Annotated in this window: 24 protein-coding genes; 7 read left to right on the forward strand and 17 right to left on the reverse strand. The window is 42.7% G+C overall.

The features are described 5' to 3' along the window. Positions 1 to 43: 43 nt before the first annotated feature. From AC6CIB_RS09680 to motA, 11 genes are all read right to left on the reverse strand, one after another. Positions 44 to 2,521 (reverse strand): PAS domain-containing protein, encoded by a 2,478-nt coding sequence (locus AC6CIB_RS09680; protein WP_498280053.1) that lies wholly within the window; start codon positions 2,519 to 2,521, stop codon positions 44 to 46. 97 nt (positions 2,522 to 2,618) lie between these two features. Next, positions 2,619 to 3,554, reverse strand: coding sequence for a pseudouridine-5'-phosphate glycosidase (locus AC6CIB_RS09685; protein ID WP_498280055.1), 936 nt, complete (start codon positions 3,552 to 3,554; stop codon positions 2,619 to 2,621). 16 nt (positions 3,555 to 3,570) lie between these two features. After that, positions 3,571 to 4,665: a carbohydrate kinase gene (locus AC6CIB_RS09690; protein ID WP_498280057.1), complete on the reverse strand. Its 1,095-nt coding sequence runs from the start codon at positions 4,663 to 4,665 to the stop codon at positions 3,571 to 3,573. A 358-nt stretch (positions 4,666 to 5,023) separates the two neighbouring features. Then, the gene (locus tag AC6CIB_RS09695) at positions 5,024 to 5,332 is read right to left on the reverse strand and encodes an antibiotic biosynthesis monooxygenase family protein (protein WP_498280059.1); all 309 of its coding nucleotides are present in this window, start codon (positions 5,330 to 5,332) and stop codon (positions 5,024 to 5,026) included. A gap of 1 nt (position 5,333) precedes the next feature. After that, positions 5,334 to 6,284 carry a siderophore ABC transporter substrate-binding protein gene (locus tag AC6CIB_RS09700; protein ID WP_498280061.1) on the reverse strand — a complete coding sequence of 317 codons (951 nt, stop codon included), beginning with the start codon at positions 6,282 to 6,284 and terminating at the stop codon, positions 5,334 to 5,336. 18 nt (positions 6,285 to 6,302) lie between these two features. Beyond that, entirely contained in the window at positions 6,303 to 7,064 is a 762-nt protein-coding gene (locus AC6CIB_RS09705; protein ID WP_498280063.1) for an iron ABC transporter ATP-binding protein, read from the reverse strand. Continuing rightward, positions 7,061 to 8,011: an iron chelate uptake ABC transporter family permease subunit gene (locus tag AC6CIB_RS09710; RefSeq protein ID WP_498280065.1), complete on the reverse strand. Its 951-nt coding sequence runs from the start codon at positions 8,009 to 8,011 to the stop codon at positions 7,061 to 7,063. Before AC6CIB_RS09710 ends, AC6CIB_RS09705 begins: the two co-directional genes overlap by 4 nt. After that, a complete protein-coding gene (locus AC6CIB_RS09715; protein ID WP_498280067.1) occupies positions 8,004 to 8,954 on the reverse strand; it encodes an ABC transporter permease in 951 nt (316 codons plus the stop codon). Before AC6CIB_RS09715 ends, AC6CIB_RS09710 begins: the two co-directional genes overlap by 8 nt. Positions 8,955 to 9,192: 238 nt before the next feature. Beyond that, a complete protein-coding gene (locus AC6CIB_RS09720; RefSeq protein WP_498280069.1) occupies positions 9,193 to 10,584 on the reverse strand; it encodes an alanine/glycine:cation symporter family protein in 1,392 nt (463 codons plus the stop codon). 540 nt (positions 10,585 to 11,124) lie between these two features. After that, complete coding sequence (gene motB, locus AC6CIB_RS09725; protein WP_498280071.1) at positions 11,125 to 11,916, reverse strand: flagellar motor protein MotB; 792 nt, start codon at positions 11,914 to 11,916, stop codon at positions 11,125 to 11,127. Continuing rightward, positions 11,903 to 12,694, reverse strand: coding sequence for a flagellar motor stator protein MotA (motA, locus tag AC6CIB_RS09730; protein ID WP_498280073.1), 792 nt, complete (start codon positions 12,692 to 12,694; stop codon positions 11,903 to 11,905). The genes motB and motA overlap by 14 nt, the downstream gene beginning before the upstream one ends. Before the next feature lie 177 nt (positions 12,695 to 12,871). Between motA and AC6CIB_RS09735 the strand changes: the two genes are divergently transcribed. Together AC6CIB_RS09735 and AC6CIB_RS09740 are read left to right on the forward strand one after the other, a co-directional pair. After that, a complete protein-coding gene (locus AC6CIB_RS09735) occupies positions 12,872 to 14,353 on the forward strand; it encodes a methyl-accepting chemotaxis protein (RefSeq protein ID WP_498280075.1) in 1,482 nt (493 codons plus the stop codon). A 48-nt stretch (positions 14,354 to 14,401) separates the two neighbouring features. Then, entirely contained in the window at positions 14,402 to 14,587 is a 186-nt protein-coding gene (locus tag AC6CIB_RS09740; protein WP_498280077.1) for a histidine kinase, read from the forward strand. 37 nt (positions 14,588 to 14,624) lie between these two features. On the opposite strand, the gene AC6CIB_RS09745 is transcribed toward AC6CIB_RS09740, so the two are convergent. After that, positions 14,625 to 15,002, reverse strand: a complete 378-nt coding sequence (locus AC6CIB_RS09745; protein ID WP_498280079.1) for a DnaJ family domain-containing protein — start codon at positions 15,000 to 15,002, stop codon at positions 14,625 to 14,627. A 203-nt stretch (positions 15,003 to 15,205) separates the two neighbouring features. Between AC6CIB_RS09745 and AC6CIB_RS09750 the strand changes: the two genes are divergently transcribed. Further along, positions 15,206 to 15,376 (forward strand): hypothetical protein, encoded by a 171-nt coding sequence (locus AC6CIB_RS09750; RefSeq protein WP_498280081.1) that lies wholly within the window; start codon positions 15,206 to 15,208, stop codon positions 15,374 to 15,376. Between the two features lie 205 nt (positions 15,377 to 15,581). Here the strand turns inward: AC6CIB_RS09750 and hmpA are convergent, their stop codons facing one another. Beyond that, the gene (gene hmpA, locus AC6CIB_RS09755) at positions 15,582 to 16,796 is read right to left on the reverse strand and encodes an NO-inducible flavohemoprotein (protein WP_498280083.1); all 1,215 of its coding nucleotides are present in this window, start codon (positions 16,794 to 16,796) and stop codon (positions 15,582 to 15,584) included. A gap of 161 nt (positions 16,797 to 16,957) precedes the next feature. Here hmpA and AC6CIB_RS09760 point away from each other — a divergent pair, with 161 nt between their 5' ends. Then, a complete protein-coding gene (locus tag AC6CIB_RS09760) occupies positions 16,958 to 17,416 on the forward strand; it encodes an RrF2 family transcriptional regulator (protein ID WP_498280085.1) in 459 nt (152 codons plus the stop codon). Positions 17,417 to 17,605: 189 nt separating this feature from the next. On the opposite strand, the gene AC6CIB_RS09765 is transcribed toward AC6CIB_RS09760, so the two are convergent. Beyond that, positions 17,606 to 17,998, reverse strand: coding sequence for a hypothetical protein (locus tag AC6CIB_RS09765; RefSeq protein ID WP_482631037.1), 393 nt, complete (start codon positions 17,996 to 17,998; stop codon positions 17,606 to 17,608). Positions 17,999 to 18,234: 236 nt separating this feature from the next. Here AC6CIB_RS09765 and AC6CIB_RS09770 point away from each other — a divergent pair, with 236 nt between their 5' ends. Beyond that, positions 18,235 to 19,467: an aminopeptidase gene (locus AC6CIB_RS09770; protein WP_498280087.1), complete on the forward strand. Its 1,233-nt coding sequence runs from the start codon at positions 18,235 to 18,237 to the stop codon at positions 19,465 to 19,467. 352 nt (positions 19,468 to 19,819) lie between these two features. On the opposite strand, the gene AC6CIB_RS09775 is transcribed toward AC6CIB_RS09770, so the two are convergent. Continuing rightward, entirely contained in the window at positions 19,820 to 20,401 is a 582-nt protein-coding gene (locus tag AC6CIB_RS09775; RefSeq protein WP_498280089.1) for a DUF6944 family repetitive protein, read from the reverse strand. Between the two features lie 185 nt (positions 20,402 to 20,586). Between AC6CIB_RS09775 and AC6CIB_RS09780 the strand changes: the two genes are divergently transcribed. Together AC6CIB_RS09780 and AC6CIB_RS09785 are read left to right on the forward strand one after the other, a co-directional pair. After that, positions 20,587 to 21,876: an MDR family MFS transporter gene (locus tag AC6CIB_RS09780; RefSeq protein ID WP_498280091.1), complete on the forward strand. Its 1,290-nt coding sequence runs from the start codon at positions 20,587 to 20,589 to the stop codon at positions 21,874 to 21,876. Between the two features lie 314 nt (positions 21,877 to 22,190). Beyond that, on the forward strand, positions 22,191 to 22,319 hold the full coding sequence (locus AC6CIB_RS09785) for a YflJ family protein (protein WP_079530789.1): 129 nt from the start codon (positions 22,191 to 22,193) through the stop codon (positions 22,317 to 22,319). 71 nt (positions 22,320 to 22,390) lie between these two features. Here the strand turns inward: AC6CIB_RS09785 and AC6CIB_RS09790 are convergent, their stop codons facing one another. Together AC6CIB_RS09790 and AC6CIB_RS09795 are read right to left on the reverse strand one after the other, a co-directional pair. Next, positions 22,391 to 22,690, reverse strand: coding sequence for a hypothetical protein (locus tag AC6CIB_RS09790; protein WP_498280093.1), 300 nt, complete (start codon positions 22,688 to 22,690; stop codon positions 22,391 to 22,393). Next, complete coding sequence (locus AC6CIB_RS09795; RefSeq protein ID WP_498280095.1) at positions 22,674 to 22,883, reverse strand: hypothetical protein; 210 nt, start codon at positions 22,881 to 22,883, stop codon at positions 22,674 to 22,676. Before AC6CIB_RS09795 ends, AC6CIB_RS09790 begins: the two co-directional genes overlap by 17 nt. Positions 22,884 to 23,095: the final 212 nt, after the last annotated feature.

Consider the following 23,095-nt stretch of genomic DNA (forward strand, 5'->3'; position numbering starts at 1 on the left):
AAAACTCCACAGCAAGAGTTCCCTCTCACATGTGGAGTTCTTTCTATTTTTCATTTGCAATCGGCAGCAAAATCGTAACGGTTGTTCCTTCCGTTACATTGCTTTGAATCGATAGTGAGCCGTGATGCTCTTTGATGATTTTTTGGCAAATCATCAATCCGAGACCGGTTCCTTTTTCTTTCGTGCTATAGAACGGTTCTCCTAAATGTTTCATGCGCTCCGGCGGTATTCCATTTCCGTTGTCCTGGATGGAGATTTTCGCATAACCGTCCTCTTTTTCAAGTTGAACACTTAGGAGACCCCCATTTGGCATGGCTTCCAGGGCATTTTTCATGACGTTTAAAATGACCTGTTTCATTTGATGGGAGTCACAATAAATTTCCGCTTCTTCCACAGAGAACCTTACATCGACTCCTTGCTTCAGGCATTCCATCTTAATGAATTCGACAGAGCTTGTGAGCAGGGTCGTTAAGGACATCAGGGAAAATTGAACGGCCCTTGGTTTCGCCAATGCCAGAAATTCATTGGTTATGATTTCGATTCGATCGAGCTCTCCCTGGATGACCCCTAAGTAAAAGTCATCCTTCGCATTTTCTTTCATCAGTTGAAGAAAGCCTTTCAGTGTCGTCAACGGATTTCTGATTTCATGGGCCACTCCGGCTGCAAGCTGTCCGATCATCGCTAATTGTTCCGATTTCTTCAGTAAGTCTTCATTTCGTTTCTTCTCGGATAAGTCCCGAATGATGGCTGAAATACCGATCAGATTTCCATCGCCATTTAAGATCGGGTTCATGTTAAAGGCAATTTCGATCGGCGTGCCATCTTTTCGGTACCGCACCGTCTCATAATCCTTTATTCGCTTCCCGGCCTTGATGGTCATTAAATTCTGTTTGAATTGTCCTACCTGGTCTTCTTGGTGAATAAAGGTAATTTTTCGTCCTGTAATTTCATCCTTATTCCAACCGAACATCGATTCAAACTGCTGATTGACCTTTAATACGCTTCCCTCTGGATCTAAAAGGACAATTCCGTCTCCGGCATGTTCGAAGTACGCTTCCAGTAATTCTTTCGCTTCCTTTAGTTCTTCTTCCATCTTCAGTTTTTCTGTAATGTCCTGTCCAAATCCATAAATTCCGATGACCTTGTTTTGAACCCGGATCGGGATGTTGGTGACCGCTACATGGCTTTTGCCACCTTCTCCATTCTCGAAGGTGGTGACAAACCTTGACGCTTCTCCTTTAAGGGCGACTTCAAAGTGATTGACGGCCGAATGCTTACTGCCTTCCGCGATGAATTCACTGAAGTGACTACCAATCATTTGAGGAGATATATGATTCCACTGCGTTTTCACAGCGGGATTTACCTCCTGGATGATCCCTTTTGTATCGACCATATAAATATTATCAGGACTGTATTTAACAATCGATTTATACTTTTGCTCGCTTTCGAACAGTTTTCTCTGAATATCTTTGATCAGGGAAATATCTGAAATGGAGCAGATGATTTCCACGACTTTTCCATCTTGCACCACTGGAACGATGGAGGCGATATATTCTAATTCCTTGTATTCATCCTCATACGTCAACTCTTCCCCTGTTTCCCATAGGCGTTGAAGTTTAGGTTGGATTTTCCCTAAGTGATGGGAATCGAACACTTCTTCAATGGTTTTTCCAATCACCTTTGAAGGAGTCAGATTTAATTTTTTCAATAGCTCTCCTGCCGCCATCTCGATCACAAATTCATTGTCTTTCTTGTTGATTTTATAGGTGATCGTCTTTTGGAGCCGAAGCGTGTTCTCAAGTTCCGCTTTCAATGAAACCAGTTCGTTCTCATAGTTTTTCTTCTCTGTAATGTCATGAAGGATGATTCCGACACTGTCTACAGTTCCGTCACTTTTGTAATTTGCCGGGGAGATTGTAATATTGCATGTAATCTTCCGTTGATTGTCCATTCTGAAGGTTACTTCTTCCCCTGTTGTATTCACTCCCCTTAATCCGTTCATCACTAGATTGATAAAGGATTGATTCTGAAGGGGTGTTTGATTGCGCAGGGACTCACCAAGAACGGTATCCGGTATATGAAACAGCTCCTGAAAGGACTGATTCATTTCCACGACCTTCCCTTTTTTATCAAGGATACAAACACAAGTCGGTGTGTTATAAATAAGAGACTCGTATATGGCCGAGCGGGAATTATTCGAATAGTCATGGGAAACATGCTTCTCTCCACATGCCTTTGGAACAATCATCACTAATTCTTTTTGCTCATCTATCTGTTTTCGCTTAACTATGTAGGTATAATGATTTAAGCGAATCGAACAACTCTTTTCTTCTAAAATTTTTTGAAGTAGATTATCTTCTTGCAAGGTCAATCCTTTCCATTCTTCATTCTCTTCTATAAATGATTTGCCTTTCACATCTATTATTGCAGCCGGGACTGGAATCGAATAAACACTAAATGCATGATAGGGTTGCATATCAGCCATATTACCTTCCTTTTTTGTAACTTTATTTACCACCATTTTACCCTACCTCTTCTTACATATAAATGGCCAATATATTTCATATAAAAAAACCTGGACTTGAAAATCTGCCCAGGTTTCACTATTTTTACATAGATTAGAAGCTTTCTACCTTAGCTAGCCTGCTGTAATGAACCGCAATTTCCGCTCCTACATGAGCATTATTCTTCACGAGGGCGATATTCGCTGTAAGGCTCTTTCCGTCTGTTAATTCCTTTACTTTCCCCAGTAGGAATGGCGTTGCTTCCTTTCCGGCAATCCCTTGTTCTTCCGCTTCGTTTAACGCTCTTTCTATGATACTATTCATCTCGTTTTCATCCAGTGCATCCTGGGCAGGGATCGGGTTAGCGACCACCACGCCCCCCTTTAGTCCAATATCCCATTTCGCTTTTAAAATATCAGCCGTCTCTTCGGGGGTCTCTACTTTATAGTTCACTGAAAAAGGACTACTTCGTGTGTAAAAGGCAGGTAAGGACCCTGTTCCGTATCCTAAAACAGGCACTCCTTTTGTTTCAAGGTATTCCATTGTCAACCCTATATCCAGAATGGATTTTGCCCCTGCGCAGACAACGGCCACATTCGTCACGGCAAGCTCTTCAAGGTCCGCCGAAACATCCATCGTCACCTCTGCATTTCTGTGAACACCGCCAATGCCTCCTGTCACGAAAACCGAAATATCAGCAAGCTCGGCGCAGATCATGGTAGCAGCAACGGTAGTCGCTCCGTCCTTTTTAGAAGCAAGGATATAAGGAATGTCGCGGCGACTTGCCTTGATTACGTCTGTTGCCTGCCCTAAATATTCAAGCTCTTCATGGGACAATCCAATCTTGATTTTCCCGTTCAAAATGGCAATCGTTGCGGGAACTGCCCCCTTTGAACGAATGATATCCTCTACATCACGGGCGGTTTTCACATTTTGTGGATAAGGCATTCCGTGAGAAATAATCGTTGATTCCAATGCCACAATCGCCTTTCCTGTCTTTCTGGCTTCTGATACTTCCTGCGAGTATTCAATATATGAGTTGATATTCATGTACATTTCCCCCTTCTCAATAGTAATGACTAAACTCTTGTTGAAGATTGGTCTTGTTCAGTGTAGGTGCCACCGTAAATTTGGATTGCAGCGTAATGGACGAGCAGATCACTCCAATCCGGCAAGCTCCGTCTGTATCGGATCCTTTTAAATATCCAAATAATATTCCCGCGACAAGGGCGTCTCCTGCACCGGTCACGTCAGCGACTTCAACCTTGGGAGGTAAAACCGCTCTCGCCTCTTTATAAGTAGTGTAGTAGATTAACCCCTGATCTCCCCGGGTAATCACGACCCTTTCCGCCCCTCTTTTAGTGATGGCTTTGGCCGCTTTAAAATAGTCATCCTCTGTCTCAATCGTCATTCCTACATACGTTTCCGCTTCCCCTTTGTTACATATGAACCAGGATACCCCTTCCAATGATGTAGGCAGCTTCAACACTTTCGGTTCAGAAACCGGGATGATCGTAAGAGGCACTCCTTCCGTTTGACACCTGCGGATGATGTATTTAAGCACATCCTCTGGAAAATTCGTGTCGAGCAGCACCATTTCCGATGAAGAAATCAACCCCCATCTCTTATCAACAAAACCAATGTCAACGCTTTCATAAATGTTCATATCAGCCAAGGCAAACAGCATTTCCCCTTCTTCGTCCAGTATGGCGGAGTAAGCCCCGGTGCTTTCATTTAGAAGTCGTTGGGATGCAGATACATCGGCAAACGATTTCGTTTGAGATAAAAGCCTGCTTCCTTCCGTATCTTCTCCTACCACCGTTATCAAATTAGCCTGTTTTCCTAACCGTCCTAAGTTCTCGGCTATATTGCGTGCCACGCCACCACTGGATTGCTCTGTTTTCGCAGGATTAGAGGTTTCTGCAATCAATTTCCCGTCCAACTGAAGCTTCCGGTCGATATTGGCTCCCCCTATGCACGTGATCCCGTTTTTCTTTGGAAGAACATACGCACGCCCCACGATTTTCCCCTGCTTCACCAGATTCGAAATATGCCCCGCTACCGCTGATCGTGACATCCCACTTCGCTCGGACAATTCCTGTTGAGTCATAAATGGATTTTCCTCAATATACGTCAACAAAAGCTTTTCTTTTTCGTTCACAAGCTCCCACCCCTATAAAGAAAAGTAACTTTTGTTAATATTCTAAACTTTTGTTTGAATTTAGACAAGATAGTAAATAAAAGAAAAAGTGTCCCGTCTAATATGGCGGGACACTTTTTTCTCTTATTTAGGGTGTATTCGTACCATTGTTGCTAAGCGAGTAATGGTTGATTTCCGCTACAGGATGCTCGCTTTCCGCGGGGCGGGCGGTGAGCATCCTCGTCGCTCTACTCCTGTGGGGTCTCACCTGTCCCGCTATTCCCGCAGGAGTCTCGCACCTGCAGCGAGAATCAACTTACTAGTATATATTCCCTTATACTAAACCTCTTTCAAAACAACAATCTTTAGAAAAGAACCTTTATTTATTTGCTTTTACCTCATACACATCCTGACCGGACTCAAGAATATGGTCGGGTTTAGGTTTGCCTGCACTCGCTTTATGACCTGCAATATGCTCAGGGCTCTTCTCCCAATTTTTCCAATCGGCTTCCGATTCCCATTGAATCATGACAAGGACTTCTTCGTCGCCACGGCGGACTTTTTTAACGAGGACCTTTAAGTCGATAAACCCTGGCTGCCTGTCAATTAATCCCTCACCAGAAAACCTTTCAACCACTTTTGATGATGTTCCTTCTTTCACTACCAATCTCTTTATTTGATAAAACATATTATAAACCTGCCTTCGCATCTTCAACCATTTGCTTCATCGATTGAAGTCCGCCTCCTGAAAGGTACCATGGGCCGCCATTCAGATAAACGATTTTTTCATTTTTGTAGGCGTTCGTTTTTTGTACAAGTTCGTTTTCAATTGAATCTTTGACGCTTGCGTTTGCATCAAAGGCAGCATCACGGTCGATCACAAACAGAACATCAGGATTTTGTTCCAATACATATTCAAACGTCACATTTTGCCCATGAGTGGATTCTTCTATGTTTTCATCAGAAGGTTTAAATCCAAACACATCGTGGAGAATTCCGAAACGTGATCCCGGTCCGTATGCACTTACTTCTCCTTCATTCCCCATCAAGATCAACGCTTTACTATCAAGGCTTCCGGTCTTCTCTTTAATGCCGTCGACTTGAGCTTGAACAGCCTCTAATTCCTTCTTCATTTCATCTTCTTTATCAAAGATTTCTGCAATAGTTTCCATGTTGTTTGTGAACGATTCCATGTAATTTGTGTAATCCGTTTGAACATACACGGTCGGAGCGATCTTCGTGAATTCTTCATACATTTCCGATTGGCGGGCAGAGATGAAAATCACATCCGGTTTCATCGAGCTGATCGCTTCAAAATCCGCCTCTTTCAAACTTCCTACGTTCGTATAGTCAGAACTGCTGTACTTTTCAAGGTATGGCGGGATCGTTGCTTGCGGTACACCCGCTACTTCCACTTCAAGCTCATCTAACGTATCAAGGACACCAAAATCAAACACGACGACCTTTTCAGGATTTTGCTTAACCTTCGTTTCGCCAAGTTCATGCTTTACTGTGATTTCTTTCGATTCTTCATTTCCACCTGAATTCTTCGTTTCTGTCGTTGATTCTTCCTTAGAACCGCACGCTGCCAATACTAGTAAGACAGTAAGCAATATTATTATAAATGACCATTTTTTCATTTTCTTTTCCCCTCTTTTTTATGAATTAAAATAAACACAAATCCGATTGTCATTCATCTGTTGTACAGGAATATCCATATCATAGATTTCCTTTAATGTTTGGGTTTGTATGATGGTATCTGTTGAACCTTCTCTTATGACCTTTCCGTTTTTCATCGCCACGATTCGGTCTGAATAAACTGAGGCAAAATTGATGTCATGCAGGACGATGACGACCGTCTTTCCCAGGTCATCCACTAATCTGCGCAGGATTTTCATGATCTGGACGGAGTGCTTCATGTCCAGGTTATTCAGGGGTTCATCCAGAAGAATATAATCGGTATCTTGGGCGATGACCATGGCAATGAAAGCACGCTGTCTTTGCCCCCCGGATAATTCTTCTAGGTAATTCCCCTCTAAGTCCACCAGATTCATATAGTCAAGCGCCTGGTTAACTGCCCTCTCATCTTCTTCCTTTAATCGGCCTTTCGAATAAGGAAATCGTCCAAAGGATACCAGTTCTCTCACCGTCAAACGGACGTTAAGAAAGTTCGATTGCTTTAGAATCGCTACTCTTTTGGCAAGATCATCTGAATTCATTTTCTTAAGATCGGCCTGATCGAGTATGATTTCACCACTATCTGAATCGAGCAGACGGCTTACCATTGATAAAAGGGTCGACTTCCCGGCACCATTCGGTCCAATGAACGAAGTGATTTGACCAGGCTGAATCGTGACGGTCACATCCTCAACCACCAGCTTTTTCCCGTAAGACTTGGACAGCCCTCGAATGTGTATCATTTGGCTTTACTCTCCTTTAACAAAAGATATATAAAGTACATTCCTCCGATGAAGTTCACAATCACACTTAGAGTCGTGGAAAACGTGAAGATCCGTTCTACCCCCCACTGTCCGCCAACGAGGGCAATGACACTCATCAAGCCCGCCCCGGTAATGAAAATGCTATGTTTGTAGGTACGAAAGAATTGATAAGCTAAATTCGCCACGATCAAACCGAAAAAGGTGATAGGGCCGACCAGAGCGGTTGAAACGGCTATGAGTACGGATGAGATCACAAGCATTTGCCGCACCATTCGATCGTAAGGGACGCCAAGATTAATGGACATCTCCCTTCCCAATGACATGACATCCAAGTAATGAATCCATCTCCAGCCAATCATCATCACGATGGTGACAACGATAAGGGCAAGCCAAACCAGATCAGCATTAATGTTATTGAAACTCGCAAACATCTTATCTTGAACCATTAAAAATTCATTGGGATCAATCAACACTTGCAGGAATGTGGTGATGCTTCCAAAGAATGTACCAACGATGATTCCGATTAACAATAAAAAATAGATTGGTTGATTACTATGACGGAATAATAATTGATACAGGATAAGAGCAAATACAATCATGGCTGTAACCGATATCAAAAAGTTAATATTCTTGTTTATGACAAGAATGTGATCCGATCCCAGGAAGAAAATAATCACGGTTTGAAGAAGGAGATAAAGAGAATCAAGCCCCATAATACTTGGTGTTAAGATGCGATTATGTGTGATCGTTTGAAACACGACCGTTGAATAAGCGATTGCGACTCCCGTAATGACCATGGCAAGCACCTTCATTCCCCGTCGAGGCAGCGCATAATCATAGCTTCCATTTAGCTCGTAAAATAAATATATCCCACAAAGCAACAGGGCAACGACTAGTAAAATAAGCATTTTCCACCGATTACGCATATGCCTTCCTCCTTACCAGCAAGTATAAGAAGATGGCACTGCCGATGACCCCAACCATTAAACTAATCGAAATTTCATACGGGTAGATGATAACCCTGCCTAAAATATCACATATAAGAAGGAATATCGCTCCAAGTAAGGCCGTATGAGGCAATGTCTTCTGTAAGTGATCTCCCTTAAAGATGGAAACGATATTGGGTATGATTAACCCCAGAAATGGAATCATCCCGACGGTCAATACGACTGTCACCGTAATGAGCGCAACCAGAACGAGACCGATATTCACTATTCTGCGATAAGAAATACCAAGGTTCTTGGAGAAGTCCTCCCCCATCCCGGCGACAGTAAATCGATTCGCATAAAGGTAAGCCATGATCATAATGGGAATGCTTATGTACAAAAGTTCATATCGACCTTTCATGATTAATGAAAAATCACCCTGAAGCCATGCCGCCATATTTTGAATCACATTTGCCTTGTAGGCAAAAAACGTCGTCACCGAAGATAACACATTCCCAAGCATCAACCCGACGAGGGGAATAAAGACAGCATCCTTGAACTTGATCCGATCGAGTATTTGCATAAAAAGCAGCGTGCCGGCTAACGCAAATGCAAAAGCAACCACCATCTTCTCAAGTAAAGAGGCGTTCACAAACACAATCATAGAAACAAGAATTCCCAGCCGGGCAGCATCAATGGTCCCCACTGTGGTAGGGGATACGAACTTATTTCGACTCAAGCTTTGCATAATCAACCCTGCAATGCTCATTCCCGCACCAGCAAGTAAGATCGCCAGTAATCGGGGAAATCGACTAATGAGAAAAATCTGTGTCTCTTCGGATTGAAATTGAAGTAAATCCATAGGTGTAATATGGCTCACTCCCACAAATAAAGACAGGAGTGATAGCAAGATGAGCGCAATAAAAAGGTAACGTTGTTTCATGACTATCCCCAAAACTTTCATTAATATTTACTGAATATGATTGATACTGAAAATCATTATCATTTAATACAACCCTATATTACAATAAGATTTCAAGCAGTGTCAATAACTAATTGAAAATGATTATCACTAATTCCATAATCATCCACAGATGAAAAGCTGGCTGAAATACGCAGTGCAGCCAAAATTCAATAAAAAAAAGACCTGCTTCCCCTCTCGAGAAAACAAGCCTTTTGGACTATGATATTTTCTTTTCTTTTACCTTGCCAGTGTCTTTCAAGTAATACTCATCTGACGTAAAGAATTCATGTGTAAGTCTCTTCACTTCTTTACTTAAGAGAAGAACCGCAATGATATTCGGAATTAAGATCGCTGCGAGTGCCAAGTCAAGGAATTGCCAAATGACTTTTGCTGCTCCAACTGAACCAAGCACAATCGCCACCGTATATACAATCTTGATTCCTTGGGCCGCTTTCCACCCGAATAGGAATTCTGCTTGCTTTGCTCCGTAAAAGACGATGACGATAATCGTCGATAGAACGAAGAAAATCAATGAAATCGTAACGAGGATTCCACCAAATTCCCCGAAATAACTTGTGAATGCCTCTGTTGTTAGTGCTGAAGGATCATCCAATGCATTCTCAGCAGTCCAGACCCCTGAAGATAACACGACGAACGCCGTTGCTGTACATACAATGATGGTATCAATCACGATTCCAACAATCGCCCAAAGTCCCTGTCGAACGGGATGGTCGGTTTGTGCCGCCGCATGGGCAATCGGTGCCGTTCCTAGTCCGGCCTCATTGGAATATAACCCACGAGCAAATCCCCAACGGATCGTCTCAGCCACTGCTACCCCTGCGAACCCACCCATTGCAGACATGGGTTGAAATGCGTTCGACAGAATCAGACTGAAGAATTCCGGCACTGCATCAATATTCATAAATAGAATGACCAATGCGCTTCCTACATAGATCAGAGCCATGAACGGTACAAAGATTTCCGTCACTTTACCAATACGCTTTATGCCACCAAATACGATTAATACAACGATGAGGGCAACGACAATGCCCGTGATAAGTCCATCTACATTAAATGTTTCTTCTACCGTTGATGCCACAGCATTCCCTTGCACCATCACACTCGGAATCAGCTCGATCATAAGGGCAAAAGCAAACCATACACCGAGCCATTTCATATTTAATCCTTTCGTCATGTAGTACATGGGACCACCAACATATTCTCCCTTCTCGTTCTTCTCACGATAGCGAACCGCAAGTACACTCTCGGAAAACTTAAGGGCCATTCCAATTAAGGCAATCACCCACATCCAGAAGATTGCCCCTGGTCCACCAAACATGATCGCTGCCGGTACACCGACAATATTCGCTGCCCCGATGGTGGACGATAGAGCCGACGTCAAGGCCTGCAACGGCGTCACCGTTCCTTCGCCTTTTGGCTTCTTAAAGACGCTCCCTATCGTTTGCTTAAATATGTAGAGAGGATAGCGAAACTGTATAAATTTCAATAAAAATGTTAAGTACAAACCCGTTGCACCCAGGACAATGATTAACGGAGGCCCCCATAACCATGCCGAAACTTTACCTATGATGTCAAAAAACGTATCCAATCGTGCTCCTCCTTTTAGTAGAGGCAGTGGCTAAGGTTTGGAATTGTTGGATGGGGCAGACGTAAATGATCGTGCAAAAGTATGTATAATACCTTTCTTTCTCATATTTGAGACCCCTGTTCCTGAAAAATTAGCCACTACTTCTAAATGCTTTTTCAAACTTTTCCCTAAATTGGGTGGTGTGAAACATTCTGTTTGAAAATGAGGATGGATGAGGATAATTTATTTGGTGAAAGCCTATTTGAATGGGTTTTGGGACGGGGTTTGTGTAACACTTTGGGATATCGGGTGTTTTGGGATTTATCAACCGTATCTGAGATTTATCAATCGTATTGTCATTTATCAACCAATCTTTCATTATTTTGACCGTTCTCCGGAATACGACAAATTCCGCCGATTGCCCTCCTCACTCCAGTTTCCCCCATCCATAGCATCACCCATCAAAGACCATTCGACAAAACCCGTTCATTTCCCTGGAAATACGGCAACTTCTGCCCAACGAAAAATCTGCAGCCAACTTCTGACTGCAGATCCTGTTTCTTATTCTGGTACCCTGGGCAGAATCAACACTTCCACCCGGCGATTTTGTCCCCGACCTTCTGGTGTAGTGTTGTCGGCAATCGGTTCAAATTCTCCGAATCCTTTTGCACTGAACCACTGAGGTTCAAGCTTTGGATTGTTCAAAATAATTTTCATGAAATTGACCGCACGCATGACGCTGAGCTCCCAGTTGGAGTCATATTCAGCATTACTGATCGGGACGTTGTCCGTGTGACCGCTAATGATTATGTTCCGTGGCGGATTCATTTCGAGTAGTGCAGATAATTCCCCGGCAACACTCAGGTCACTCCCTTGGACTATGGCTGATCCTGAATCGAATAATACATTGTCCCGGATCGTGAGAAGCAATCCTTCATCGGTAAGCTTCGTGACAAATTGAGCTTCTAAATTATTCGTTTTGATATACTGATTGATTTTTTCCTGAATTCCTCTTAACTCTTCCTGATCCTTAAGGAAAGCTTGCTTTTCCAGGTCTTCTATCGTTATTTCCTTCTCTTTTTCCTCATCATCCCCAGAAGAGGCTGCCTGTTTGCTTTCCTGATCGCTCGACTTCTGAGGAGCTACGGGACTGGGATATTCCATCATTCCCGTTCCTCCCGTGAAGATTTCACTAAACACCTGGGAAAGTTCCCTGAATTTTTGAGCGTCCACCGAACTTGACGCATAAAGGACGATAAACAGAGCCAGTAACAGAGTTAGCAAATCCGCGTAAGGTATCAGCCAGGACTCATCCATATGCTCGTCGTCATGTTTCTTCTTACGCCGCCTCATCCTCATCCCCCTTTAACAACAATAATCGTTCACTTGCCGGTAAATAGGATGCCAGCTTCTGTTCAATCACTCGTGGCGATTCTCCCTCGATGATCGATAGAATCCCTTCTACCATCATCATTTTCATCTGCACTTCACGTTTTGACTTGCGCTTCAGCTTGTTGGCAAATGGGTGCCAAAGAACGTACCCAGTGAAAATACCGAGAAGCGTAGCAACGAAGGCCGCTGATATGGCATAGCCTAGTTCATCCGTATTGTCCATGTGACTGAGAGCCGCAATAAGCCCAATCACTGCTCCAAGTACTCCGAGGGTCGGTGCATAGGTCCCCGCTTGAGTAAAGATGAGCGCTCCTGCACTATGTCTCTCTTCCATCGCATCAATTTCTTCATGCAGCACATCCCTTATATAATCGGCACTTTGTCCATCCACCGCTAATGAAAGTCCGTCCCTCAAAAAAGGATCCTCGATTTCATGGGTTTTGGCTTCGAGTGCAAGAAGTCCTTCTTTTCGGGCAAGATCTGCTAATTGGGAGAAAAATTGAATCGTTTGTTTCGGGTCCTGCAATTTTTGTTCTTTAAACAGTATGCCGAATAGCTTCGGTACTTTTTTAATTTCATGGGTTGGAAAGGCAATGGTCACTGCTGCCACTGTTCCAAGTAAAATAATCAAAATGGCTGCAGGGTTAAGCAAAGCAACAGGGCTTACTCCTTTGAAAACCATCCCCACTCCAACCGCTATCACTCCTAAAATGACTCCTATCAAAGACGTCTTATCCATCGATCGCTCCACCTTACTCATCGTAGTCTACTACTAATATCGGATGGAACTTCTAATTATTGAGAGGCAAAAGCGTTCGAAATTTTCTCATTAATTACCGTAAAACGTTATGAAGCACAACCTGTTCATGTCGATATATGTAATATATAGGTATTTATATTAAAGGAGAGAACCGTCATGACCCCAAAGCAATTGAAAGAAATCGATAGTAAAAGGAAAAATCTGCTGCTCCTGATCACATATTCCATCAGCCTGGTCGCAGCCCTGACGTATTCCATCATAAATGAGTCAGGAATCATTACCGTAACGGTTTTCGCTTCTCAGATTATCTTTCTGGCGGCATACTTCATTGTGTTGCAATTAACGTTGAAAAAGCCACATTCCTTTGTTTATTTCAGCATTCCTACTGTTTACATCATCATCGGAATCTGGCTATTTTTAGAAGGATCTAATCCTAACGAATTAGTAATCTTATTATTTTTGGCCGTTATCAGTGCGATTCATTTTAATCCAGTGATCTTTGGAATCGGTTATGGGTCCGGACTTGCCTTGTTCATCTTAAATGGAACTCTTGCGCCTGCAAACGACCCGATTTTCACGAAATTATTTATTCCGGCTTTGCTTGTTTATGTACTATTGGGGACGGTCCTTGGAGTGGTGATTCACTTGAACCGCAATCAATTCAAGCAGCTTCAGGAATTTATCAAAATGACAGAAAGCGAAAGCATGAAAAAAGAAGAACAACGAAACTTTCTACAAAAAGAATTATCAACCATCTCTACAAGCATTCATCAAGTAAACGAGCAGATTCAAACTCACCTCGTCTCTCATGATGAAATGAGAACGGCCGTGAATGAAATATCTGCAGGAAGTGTCACGCAAAGTGATCAGATTAACAACATTGCTGCCGTTTCCGAAACGACGATGAGTAAAATGGAGGAGGTTTCCAAGCTTTCAAACAATCTCACTGTTCATTCTACTCAAGCGAATTCCATTGCTGTTTCAGGCAGTGAGCGTGTCACTTACTTGCAGGAAAACATGATTGAGTTGAAGAATATCATTGAAGGCCTTCGTCAAACGTTCAGCGAATTAACAAGCAAAATTGAAGAAACGAATACGTTCATTGGAAGCATTCAAGACATTACGAATCAAACCAATTTGCTCGCTTTAAATGCGTCCATTGAAGCGGCGAGAGCAGGAGAAGCCGGGCGGGGATTCAGTATTGTAGCCGATGAAATTCGGAAGCTGGCAGAGATAACACGAAACACAGCCACCCGTATTAACGACAATCTAGCTTCCGTTAACTCAGTGAACTCTTCTGCAGTCGAAATCATGAACCTCAGCTCAGAAAAGCTGGATGAAAATGTCGGAGCAACCGGTGAGGTAACAGATTATTTCACGACACTGCGTCAAAAGCTTGCTTCACTATCAAACGAGTTCAAGACGTTAACCTCTACGGCATCAGAAGTAAGAGGCCAAACCGAAGAAGCTGAGCTATCGACAAAAGAGCTTGCAGCTGTCATTCAACAAACCTCTGCAGGACTTGAGGAAATCAGCGCTACCATTGAAACCCTTCATGGTGATAACCGTATGATTGCTCAATATGTTCAAGACACCGCCACAAGTGCAGAACGAATTCAACGCAGTGTCGAGGTCTAAAATATGATAAACTAAAAGCATCATTAGAGTACTAAAGGATGTGGCACCTTGAAACGAAGAATCGTCATGATGATTCCCATCATGTTTATCGTAGCCGTGGTAGCAAATTGGATGCTCGGTAAAGGATACTCAGAAATTCCTTCCGAAGCCAAAACCATGATCATCATTGGAGCGGCACTCTTATCCGGAGTGATCTCATTCTTCTTATTTAAAGATGAACCCGAGAAGAGATAAAGAAACACCACTTTCCTTGTCGAAAGTGGTGTTTTCATTATTTCAGGAGCTTGTTTTCTATTTTATGCTCATAGTTTTTAAATAAAGAACCATTCGTTTTGATTCTTTTCTTTGAAAGCATCGCGTTGTATTTGAGCATGTTTTCACTCAGGCTTTTCTTGAGCTCCTGCTTCTCCAAGTCATCATCACATACCCGTAACAAATCCTCAATGCGCATCATTTCTTTTTTCACATTCATTTCATCCGTTGTATAGCCTGCATTCTTCATCATCCGATGGGCCATCTTCAACTCCTGGGGCACTCCTAAATCATCATCTAAATTAAGCGGTTTACCAAAGCCTGGCAGATCTTTAAAGTCGCCATCATCATATGCCTTCTTAATTCGTTGCTCGGACATGATCATCGAAAAATCCATTCATAACCCCTCCTGCTTTAAACTAAAGTGGACGCGGCTGGCCTTTGACGTATCGATTACTACCCACTTGTTACCATTAGTATATCCATTAGACTCCAGGTTTGTATGCGTAAGATACGTCTATTTTCTGACAATTCCTCTTCACATATTTTCGTATGAGCTGGAAAAACTACCTGTATCACGGATGAAAAGGAGTGGCTGACATGGCACGTGGAAAATCGTTCGAATCAAAGAAAAAGGGACATCCAGGAAACTTCCCTCAGAATAGTACACCAGAGGGAAAACACTCAGAAGACCCAGCCGGGGATGAAGAACTGATTGTGACCCAGGAAGCGTTTAAAAATCGAGTGGATAATGACGAGCATCGTTTATAAATACGAAAAAACGCCAGGATTTCCTGGCGTTTTTCTGTATGATTGGCTGAAATCGGGGCAAATCAAGATGTGAAAGGGACGAAAACTTAGTTTTATTTTCAATTTCATCACTTTTATTTTCAACTTTTCGATTTTATTTTCAATTTCGGCCCACTTATTTTCAACTTTCCCATTTTATTTTCAAATCCAATTCCCGAACTGCTTTTTACACACTCACACTTTCCTTCTTCGATAAATCCATCGCTGGTCCAAAGAACTCGAAGTGAATGTTAGATTCAGGAACTCCCATCTCTTTTAACGTTGTGATGACAGCTTTCATAAATGGTACCGGGCCGCATACATAGCATTCCGTTTCTTCATCCACATATTGAGAAAGGATTTCTTTGGTCACATATCCTTTAAAGTGGCCTTGAGATTCGTCACGGGGATTTTCGTAAACATAGCACGCTTCCCCATTCATTAACTCTTCGATTAAACCGTCGACATCTTTTCTAAAGGCATGTACCCCTTCATGTTTACTTCCATGAATAAAGGCAGTTGGGCGTTCCGGCTTTGTTCGCGCGACCGTTTCAAGCATACTCATCATAGGCGTGATTCCGACACCTCCGCTTATAAAAGCAACAGGTGAGTCGCCATCCGCTAAATAGAAATCGCCGGCAGGAGCACTGACTTCAATTTCACTTCCTACGGCTACTTTGTCATGTAAGAAATTAGACACCTTTCCTTTAGGATCAAATTCTGCTTCTCTTTTAACAGAAATTCTAAAGAAATTCTCCATAGGCGCACTAGATAAACTGTACTGACGAATATGGGTGAACTCTTCACCAGAGATAGTCACTCGTACAGAAATATATTGACCCGGCATGTAGGTTGGGACACTTCCTCCTTCTTTTGGTTGAAGATAGAAAGAGGTTACACAATCACTTTCGGCTACCTTTTTCGCGACGATAAACGGTTTAAAGTCTCTGTATCCAGCGTCTTTGTTCTCCGTTTCTTTGTACATCTCTTCTTCTACATCAATAAATACTCCGGCGATGACACCGTATGCTTCTCCCCACGCTTCAATGATCTCATCTGTCGCTGCATCACCAAGTACTTGTTTGATTGCTTGAAGTAAATGCTCCCCAACGATCGGATAATGCTCCGGCTTAACTCCTAAACTTCTATGCTTATGAGCGATTTGCTTTACAACCGGCAGGATCATCTCGAGCTTATCAATATTCTGTGCAGCTGCATACACCGTATTGGCTAATGCGGTTTGCTGTCTTCCCTTTTTTTGATTCGCATGATTGAAGATATTTAGTAGTTCTGGATGATTAGTAAATAAATTTTTATAAAAAGTAGACGTAATTTCCGTTCCTTTGACTTCTAACACAGGTGCAGTTGACTTCACGATTTCAATGGTTTTTTGAGATAGCATTTTGGTCACCTCTAAAGATATATTTTAAATACATCTTTAGCGTACTCCTCTTTTTAACACAAAGCAATATTCCAAATACATCTTTAACAAAACAGCCACATTTAGACACAAACAGGCTTCCTTCTGTATAATAAACGTAACGGATCGGAAAGGTGAGATAAATGAGACTAACTTTATACACTGACTACTCACTGAGAGTCCTAATCTTTCTGGCATCAAAACCAAAAGAGGAGCTCTCTAATATAAAAGAAATCGCTGATGCCTACAGCATCTCAAAGAATCACCTGATGAAAGTAACGTATGAACTGGGGAAAAAAGGTCTGATTGAAACGATCCGCGGCAGAAACGGCGGTATCAAACTGGCACAAGCCCCAGAAGATATAAATATCGGAAAACTCGTCCGGACCACAGAAGAAGACTTCCACCTTGTCGAATGCTTTGACGCCAAAAATAATAACTGCGTCATCACTCCCGTCTGCGGATTAAAGCATGTCCTCGGCAAAGCGTTAAACGCCTATCTCTCTGTCCTTGACGAATACACCCTGGTCGATTTGATCCAAAACCCGATGGACTACCGATTCTTATTTCAAGAGCAACAGCAGGATGAAGCGTCAACCTAGGTATGAAAACTCCTCTCCATTTCGATGGGGAGGAGTTTTTTTGGGATTGGAGTGGAGTAGTGCCTGGCACCTTTGGTCCAGATTGTACCTGGTACATTTCACACGATATGTACCAGGTACAACTTATCCACAAATCACTCACCACTCATACCAAAAAGCCTGTTTTCCAACTGAAAACAGGCCCCTCTCCTACTTCTTACTCTCACTATATTTAAATGTCATAAATACGAATAGGAAAAAGCTGAGTAATAACGTGCTTCCTCCTACTATATAGAAGACCATCGTGAAGCTCCCTGGCAGGTTGAATGGATTTAAGTTGTACATCCACATTCCGACGGTTAATCCGATCGAACCGATAATTGCCGTCCATACGTGAGCAAATGCCAGTTTTGAAGATTTCGGTACTTGATAGGAACGATAATAGGAAGAATATGCAAATAAGCTTAACCAGCCCACTACCAAAATATGAGCGTGAATCGGTTTAAATGCATATGATCCGGCTCCTGCCATATGAGATCCGAGAAACGCTCCAATAAACCCATAGATGGCGGACATTCGTAATAAAAGGACATTCCACGGCACTGTTTCTTCCCCCTTTTTTATCTGGAGTATTGCTTCAATCATTATAGTATAGTTGCCCCTTGGTTCGCTATGTTTCTTGTTTGGATGCCACAGAACGTTCATTTTCATCGTGTAGCAAACAAATACTTTTCCGTTCTTTCGCATACGATAGAAAGATGGGTGTAAACACTTGCAAACGGTGTAGGCACTGATACAATAAGAATGTAATAGAACATTCTGAAAAAAGGAGAATACATATGTCTAATTTCCAACAAAATCTTGAGAAATACGCTAGCCTGGCTGTTGAAGTGGGCGTCAATGTTCAAAAGGGTCAAACCCTGGTCATCAACACTTCCATCGATTCGGCAGAGTTTGTCCGCTTAGTAGTAAAGAAAGCCTACGAAGTTGGGGCTAAACATGTATACGTTAACTGGAATGATGATGTGGTGAACCGTACGAAATATGATCTTGCTCCAGACGAAGCATTCCAGGAGTTCCCTCAGTGGAAAGCAAGAGAAGTCGAAGAGCTTGCTGAAGGCGGAGCTGCATTCATGAGTATCGTATCTTCAAGCCCTGATTTGCTAAAAGGGGTCGACCCAGATCGTATCTCAAACTTCCAAAAAGTAGCTGGAAAAGCAATGTCCAAATACCGTCAATTCATTCAATCGGACAAAGTAAGCTGGTGCGTATTGGCCGCTCCATCTAAAGATTGGGCTTCAAAAGTATTCCCGGATGCTTCTGAAAAAGAGCAAGTGGACCTATTATGGGATGCCATCTTTAAAGCAGTCCGTGCCGACCAGGCTGACCCTGTCCAAGCATGGAAGGATCACGACGCAAACCTTCACAAAAAAGTGGAATACCTGAATGACAAAAACTACAAAAAGCTACACTACACGGCACCAGGGACGGACCTTACGATCGAGCTTCCTCAAGGTCACCTGTGGGTAGGAGCTGGAAGTGTGAATGAACAAGGAACCACTTTCATGGCGAACATGCCAACGGAAGAAGTATTCACGGTTCCATTAAAAACAGGTGTGAACGGAACAGTATCAAGCACGAAACCCCTTAGCTACGGTGGAAATGTAATTGACAACTTTACGATTACATTCGAAAACGGTCGTATTGTGGATGTAAAGGCTGAAGAAGGCGAAGAAATCCTGAAGCGCCTAGTGGATACAGATGAAGGATCTCATTACCTTGGGGAAATCGCCCTGGTTCCCCATCAATCCCCAATTTCTCAATCGAATGTGTTATTCTACAACACATTATTCGATGAGAACGCATCAAATCACCTTGCGATCGGAAATGCCTATGCATTCTGTATCGAAGGCGGAAAGAAAATGAGTGAAGAAGAACTTGAGAAAAACGGCTTGAACAACAGTATCACTCACGTTGATTTCATGATCGGTTCTGACAAAATGAACATTGATGGAGTGAAAGTAGACGGCTCGACTGAAGCAGTATTCCGCGATGGCGGTTGGGCGTTTTAAGATTTAGCTGTAGGAATCCCAGAAGGTGGTTTGGCTGCCTTTTGGGATTTTTATTTTGGGAGGGGGATTGGTCAATAGTTATTGTTGACTGAGCGCTCGGTCTATTGGGTACATTTGTTGAAAAACGCATAAATTGAAATTTTGACGCATAAAATCCGAAAACGACGCATAAAATTTTATGTTGACGCAATAACCCTCCGAATTGACGCAATTAATCAGTACTCTCAAGAATGTGACAAGTTCATCCATCCTCCTGACCCTATCTAACTACGAAATAATCAGGATCTAGGTCACTTTCTCCCCATTTTCAATATAAACCCATCACTTTTCCTACCCCTGGGGTCAAAATCGTCTACCCATACTGCTTCGTCAACGCAATGGCTGCAATCGTCACTCCCGCTGCCTGGGCATAGCTTCCGAATGCGGTAATCTGCAATCCGATATCCTCCATTTCCTTTAAAGTATATACTTCTCCTATCGCTTCAATTGCTGCACCAAGGGATTGAAGTGAATTTCCGGCTGCCAGAAGATCTGAAAACTCGCGCGTACTCAACGTGGCCCCAAATGCTTCCAGTCCTGCCCCCACGGATTGGACAGTGTCTCCAAATATATCAAGATTCAATCCTTCCTCTTCTCTTCCTGCGAATTGGAGTTCAGCTGCTGCAACATTTGTTACGTTTCCTGAAGCTTGAATCCAACCACCGATCACTCTTAACGTTTCTCCAAACGAACCGTCAGACAGCTTTTCCGCTCCCACCCCCAGAAGTGCATTTCCTGCTGCTTCAAATCCGTTTCCGATGGAGACTAAACGAAACCCGAGAGGCTCTTGACTGTTTCTTTTTTCTTGTAGGACCATGGTTTCTCCGATTGCTGCAATCACCGTTCCGATTACCTGCGTCCATGCACCAGTAACAAGGATAAGCCTATCGATCACTTCACCCACCGCTCCTTTCCATTCAATACTTTTAATGTATTCAGAAAGGAGAAAATGGTATCTTTAGACGGCACTTCTTCATGAGTAAATATTTTGTAAATACCAGTAAATCAGTCTTGTTTATTTTGTCCTATCGAGCTATGATATTCTAGTTCATCTAGCGTTTCATGAGGGGAGGAATATAGATGAGGATTCGGGATTGGGACCGTAATTTAAAGGTCCGGCTGTTTGGGGAAGCAGCGATCAACATTACGTTCTGGATGTTCTTTCCGTTTTTGACGATTTATTTTACAGAGTCATTCGGAAAGCAAACGGCAGGATTATTATTGGTTCTTTCACAGGTATTCGCCGTACTCGCGAATCTGATGGGAGGCTATTGCGCGGATCGCTTTGGGCGTAAGCGAATGATGGTGTTCTCTGCATTCGGACAAGGCTTTGCCTTTTTAATCTTTGGACTTGCCAGTTCGCCTTGGCTCGATTCAGCCATGATCGGCTTTATCTGTTTTAGTTTGGTAGGGGTATTTGGGTCGTTTTATTGGCCGGCAAGTCAGGCGATGGTCGCCGATGTAGTGGATGAAAAGGACCGCAGTCATGTGTTTGCCGTCTTTTACACATCCATTAATATTGCCGTCGTGGTCGGACCGATACTTGGCGGGATCTTCTATGTTCATTACCGCTTCGAGCTTTTAATTGCCGCTGCGCTTATTTGCATGCTCTTAGCTCTTCTTTTATATAAAATGACGAGAGAAACAGCACCTCGAGACACTAGTAAGCTATTAGTGACAGAAGGAAAAAAGAAAGTCTGGCATAGTGTGATATCTGATCAGATGAAGGATTATAGCGTCATTTTTAAAGACAAAACGTTTTTATTATTTATTTTAGCCGGGATTCTCGTGGGTCAAACGTTTATGCAACTGGACCTGCTGATTCCCGTATATATTAAAGATGTGATGGATCAGGCCACATTGTTCAGCTTCGGGGACTGGTCATTGACCCTTGTGAGTGAACAGGTATTCGGGTTAATTTTATCTGAAAATGGATTCCTGGTTGCCCTTCTTACAGTGGTCATCACGAGATGGATCACGAAATTCCGTGAGCGTAATGTGTTCATCCTATCCTCTGTCATCTACGCCGTTTCAATCTTTATGTTTGGACAAACGAGCTCAGTCTGGATGTTCGTTATTAGCATGGCTGTGTTCACATTCGCGGAGCTCATGACAGCCGGTATCCAGCAAAGCTTCGTTTCAAAGCTTGCTCCGGATCATATGCGGGGGCAGTACTTTGCCGCAGCCAGTCTGCGCTTCACAGTTGCGAGAACGATCGCACCTCTATCTATCACTCTATCGCTTTATGTGGGATATGATTGGACGTTTATCATCCTGTCGATCCTTGCTCTAGTGAGTGCGGGACTCTTCTTCATCATGTTCGAGCGCTTTGAAAAAGAAGAACTGGAATTGAAGAAAGCTGTTCATTAAAAAAGGAATGATCCGCAATGGATCATTCCCTTTTCTTTTTACAGTCCTAAATTAAAACCTTCTTCGTCAGACTGAGGCATTGTATTTAGACCAAGATCTGTAGAAAGACCAAGGTTGAACTCGCTGTCTGAAGACTCTTCATTTCCCACAAAAAAATTTTCAGAAAAGGATGAATCCAAAAAATTCCCTTTTCCCCCTTTTTTCATTAAAAATGAGATGTTACAATGTACAACCGTAAGCAATCTTAACGTAGCTCATTAAGAGTTAGTCGGAGATTCCACCCAATAACACGCAAAGAAAGGATGTTTATTTCAATGCATATCGGAAGCAAAGGCTGGTACGTAGAAGAACTAAAAAAAGCGGGAGTACGCCGCTACGAAGAACGCAAAGTAGAATCCTACAAAAAACACGTTCTTGCAAACCTATTAGAACGTACAAAATAAGAAGATATTAGAGAGGGACGGACCTCGATTCCTATGACCTGGTCATAGGAATGAAGGTCCGTCCCTCTTTTTTATTCCAGCAGTTTCGAAGAGTAGATCGGATTCAGGTTTTGTTGCAGGGAGTATTTTTTGGTCCGGTTTAGTTTGTATGGTTTGTTTTTGAGCAGGTAGGCTTGGTATTTCTTGTTCCAGCTTTTTAGTGACCAGAAGTTAAGGCCGGTGGTTACGACAACTAATCCTCCAGCTGCAGGCCAGAAATAGGGTGAAATGACACCTGATTCATAGGCCAGTCCGATGGGTGAAAAGATGCTGTATTTCCTCGGCATCATATCCACCTTTGGATTGTATCGATATTCATATGGCTTTTTCAAACGGCTTCCACCAGCCGATTGCTACCATCAACACAATCTCTGAAACAAACAGGATTCCATATATATGAATAAAGTTAACATTGATAGAGAATCCAAATAGATCCGCCTGTTCCCATACAAGCATATAATACGTGAACACGTGAAGAATGATCACTGTTTTGGCGGCTAAAGCAGGGATGCGTTTTGAGAACACCCCAACCAATAATACGACGATAATCGGGATGTTAGAATCCTGTGAACTTTCGAATCAGATCCCATAATGAACACACAGGACAATAGTGTAAATAGCAAACCACTTTCAAACATGCATCCTCTTCCCTTCATATTTATACATGTGTTTGCGAAAGTTCCCCAAATGTTATACTAGTAAACTATTATTTTTGGAATATTGTTAAAAATAGTAAA

The sequence above is a fragment of the Rossellomorea sp. GQ25 genome (assembly GCF_059758515.1).

What these genes read in the sequence shown, in the direction of transcription:
- AC6CIB_RS09715 (WP_498280067.1), bottom strand. Translation starts at nt 8,954, where the DNA reads ATGAAACAACGTTACCTTTTTATTGCGCTCATCTTGCTATCACTCCTG.
- AC6CIB_RS09785 (WP_079530789.1), top strand. Translation starts at nt 22,191, where the DNA reads ATGCATATCGGAAGCAAAGGCTGGTACGTAGAAGAACTAAAAAAAGCG.
- motA (WP_498280073.1), bottom strand. Translation starts at nt 12,694, where the DNA reads ATGGATAAGACGTCTTTGATAGGAGTCATTTTAGGAGTGATAGCGGTT.
- AC6CIB_RS09710 (WP_498280065.1), bottom strand. Translation starts at nt 8,011, where the DNA reads ATGCGTAATCGGTGGAAAATGCTTATTTTACTAGTCGTTGCCCTGTTG.
- AC6CIB_RS09770 (WP_498280087.1), top strand. Translation starts at nt 18,235, where the DNA reads ATGTCTAATTTCCAACAAAATCTTGAGAAATACGCTAGCCTGGCTGTT.
- AC6CIB_RS09745 (WP_498280079.1), bottom strand. Translation starts at nt 15,002, where the DNA reads ATGGATTTTTCGATGATCATGTCCGAGCAACGAATTAAGAAGGCATAT.
- motB (WP_498280071.1), bottom strand. Translation starts at nt 11,916, where the DNA reads ATGAGGCGGCGTAAGAAGAAACATGACGACGAGCATATGGATGAGTCC.
- AC6CIB_RS09685 (WP_498280055.1), bottom strand. Translation starts at nt 3,554, where the DNA reads ATGAATATCAACTCATATATTGAATACTCGCAGGAAGTATCAGAAGCC.
- AC6CIB_RS09750 (WP_498280081.1), top strand. Translation starts at nt 15,206, where the DNA reads ATGGCACGTGGAAAATCGTTCGAATCAAAGAAAAAGGGACATCCAGGA.
- hmpA (WP_498280083.1), bottom strand. Translation starts at nt 16,796, where the DNA reads ATGCTATCTCAAAAAACCATTGAAATCGTGAAGTCAACTGCACCTGTG.
- AC6CIB_RS09695 (WP_498280059.1), bottom strand. Translation starts at nt 5,332, where the DNA reads ATGTTTTATCAAATAAAGAGATTGGTAGTGAAAGAAGGAACATCATCA.
- AC6CIB_RS09680 (WP_498280053.1), bottom strand. Translation starts at nt 2,521, where the DNA reads ATGGTGGTAAATAAAGTTACAAAAAAGGAAGGTAATATGGCTGATATG.
- AC6CIB_RS09735 (WP_498280075.1), top strand. Translation starts at nt 12,872, where the DNA reads ATGACCCCAAAGCAATTGAAAGAAATCGATAGTAAAAGGAAAAATCTG.
- AC6CIB_RS09780 (WP_498280091.1), top strand. Translation starts at nt 20,587, where the DNA reads ATGAGGATTCGGGATTGGGACCGTAATTTAAAGGTCCGGCTGTTTGGG.
- AC6CIB_RS09700 (WP_498280061.1), bottom strand. Translation starts at nt 6,284, where the DNA reads ATGAAAAAATGGTCATTTATAATAATATTGCTTACTGTCTTACTAGTA.
- AC6CIB_RS09760 (WP_498280085.1), top strand. Translation starts at nt 16,958, where the DNA reads ATGAGACTAACTTTATACACTGACTACTCACTGAGAGTCCTAATCTTT.
- AC6CIB_RS09705 (WP_498280063.1), bottom strand. Translation starts at nt 7,064, where the DNA reads ATGATACACATTCGAGGGCTGTCCAAGTCTTACGGGAAAAAGCTGGTG.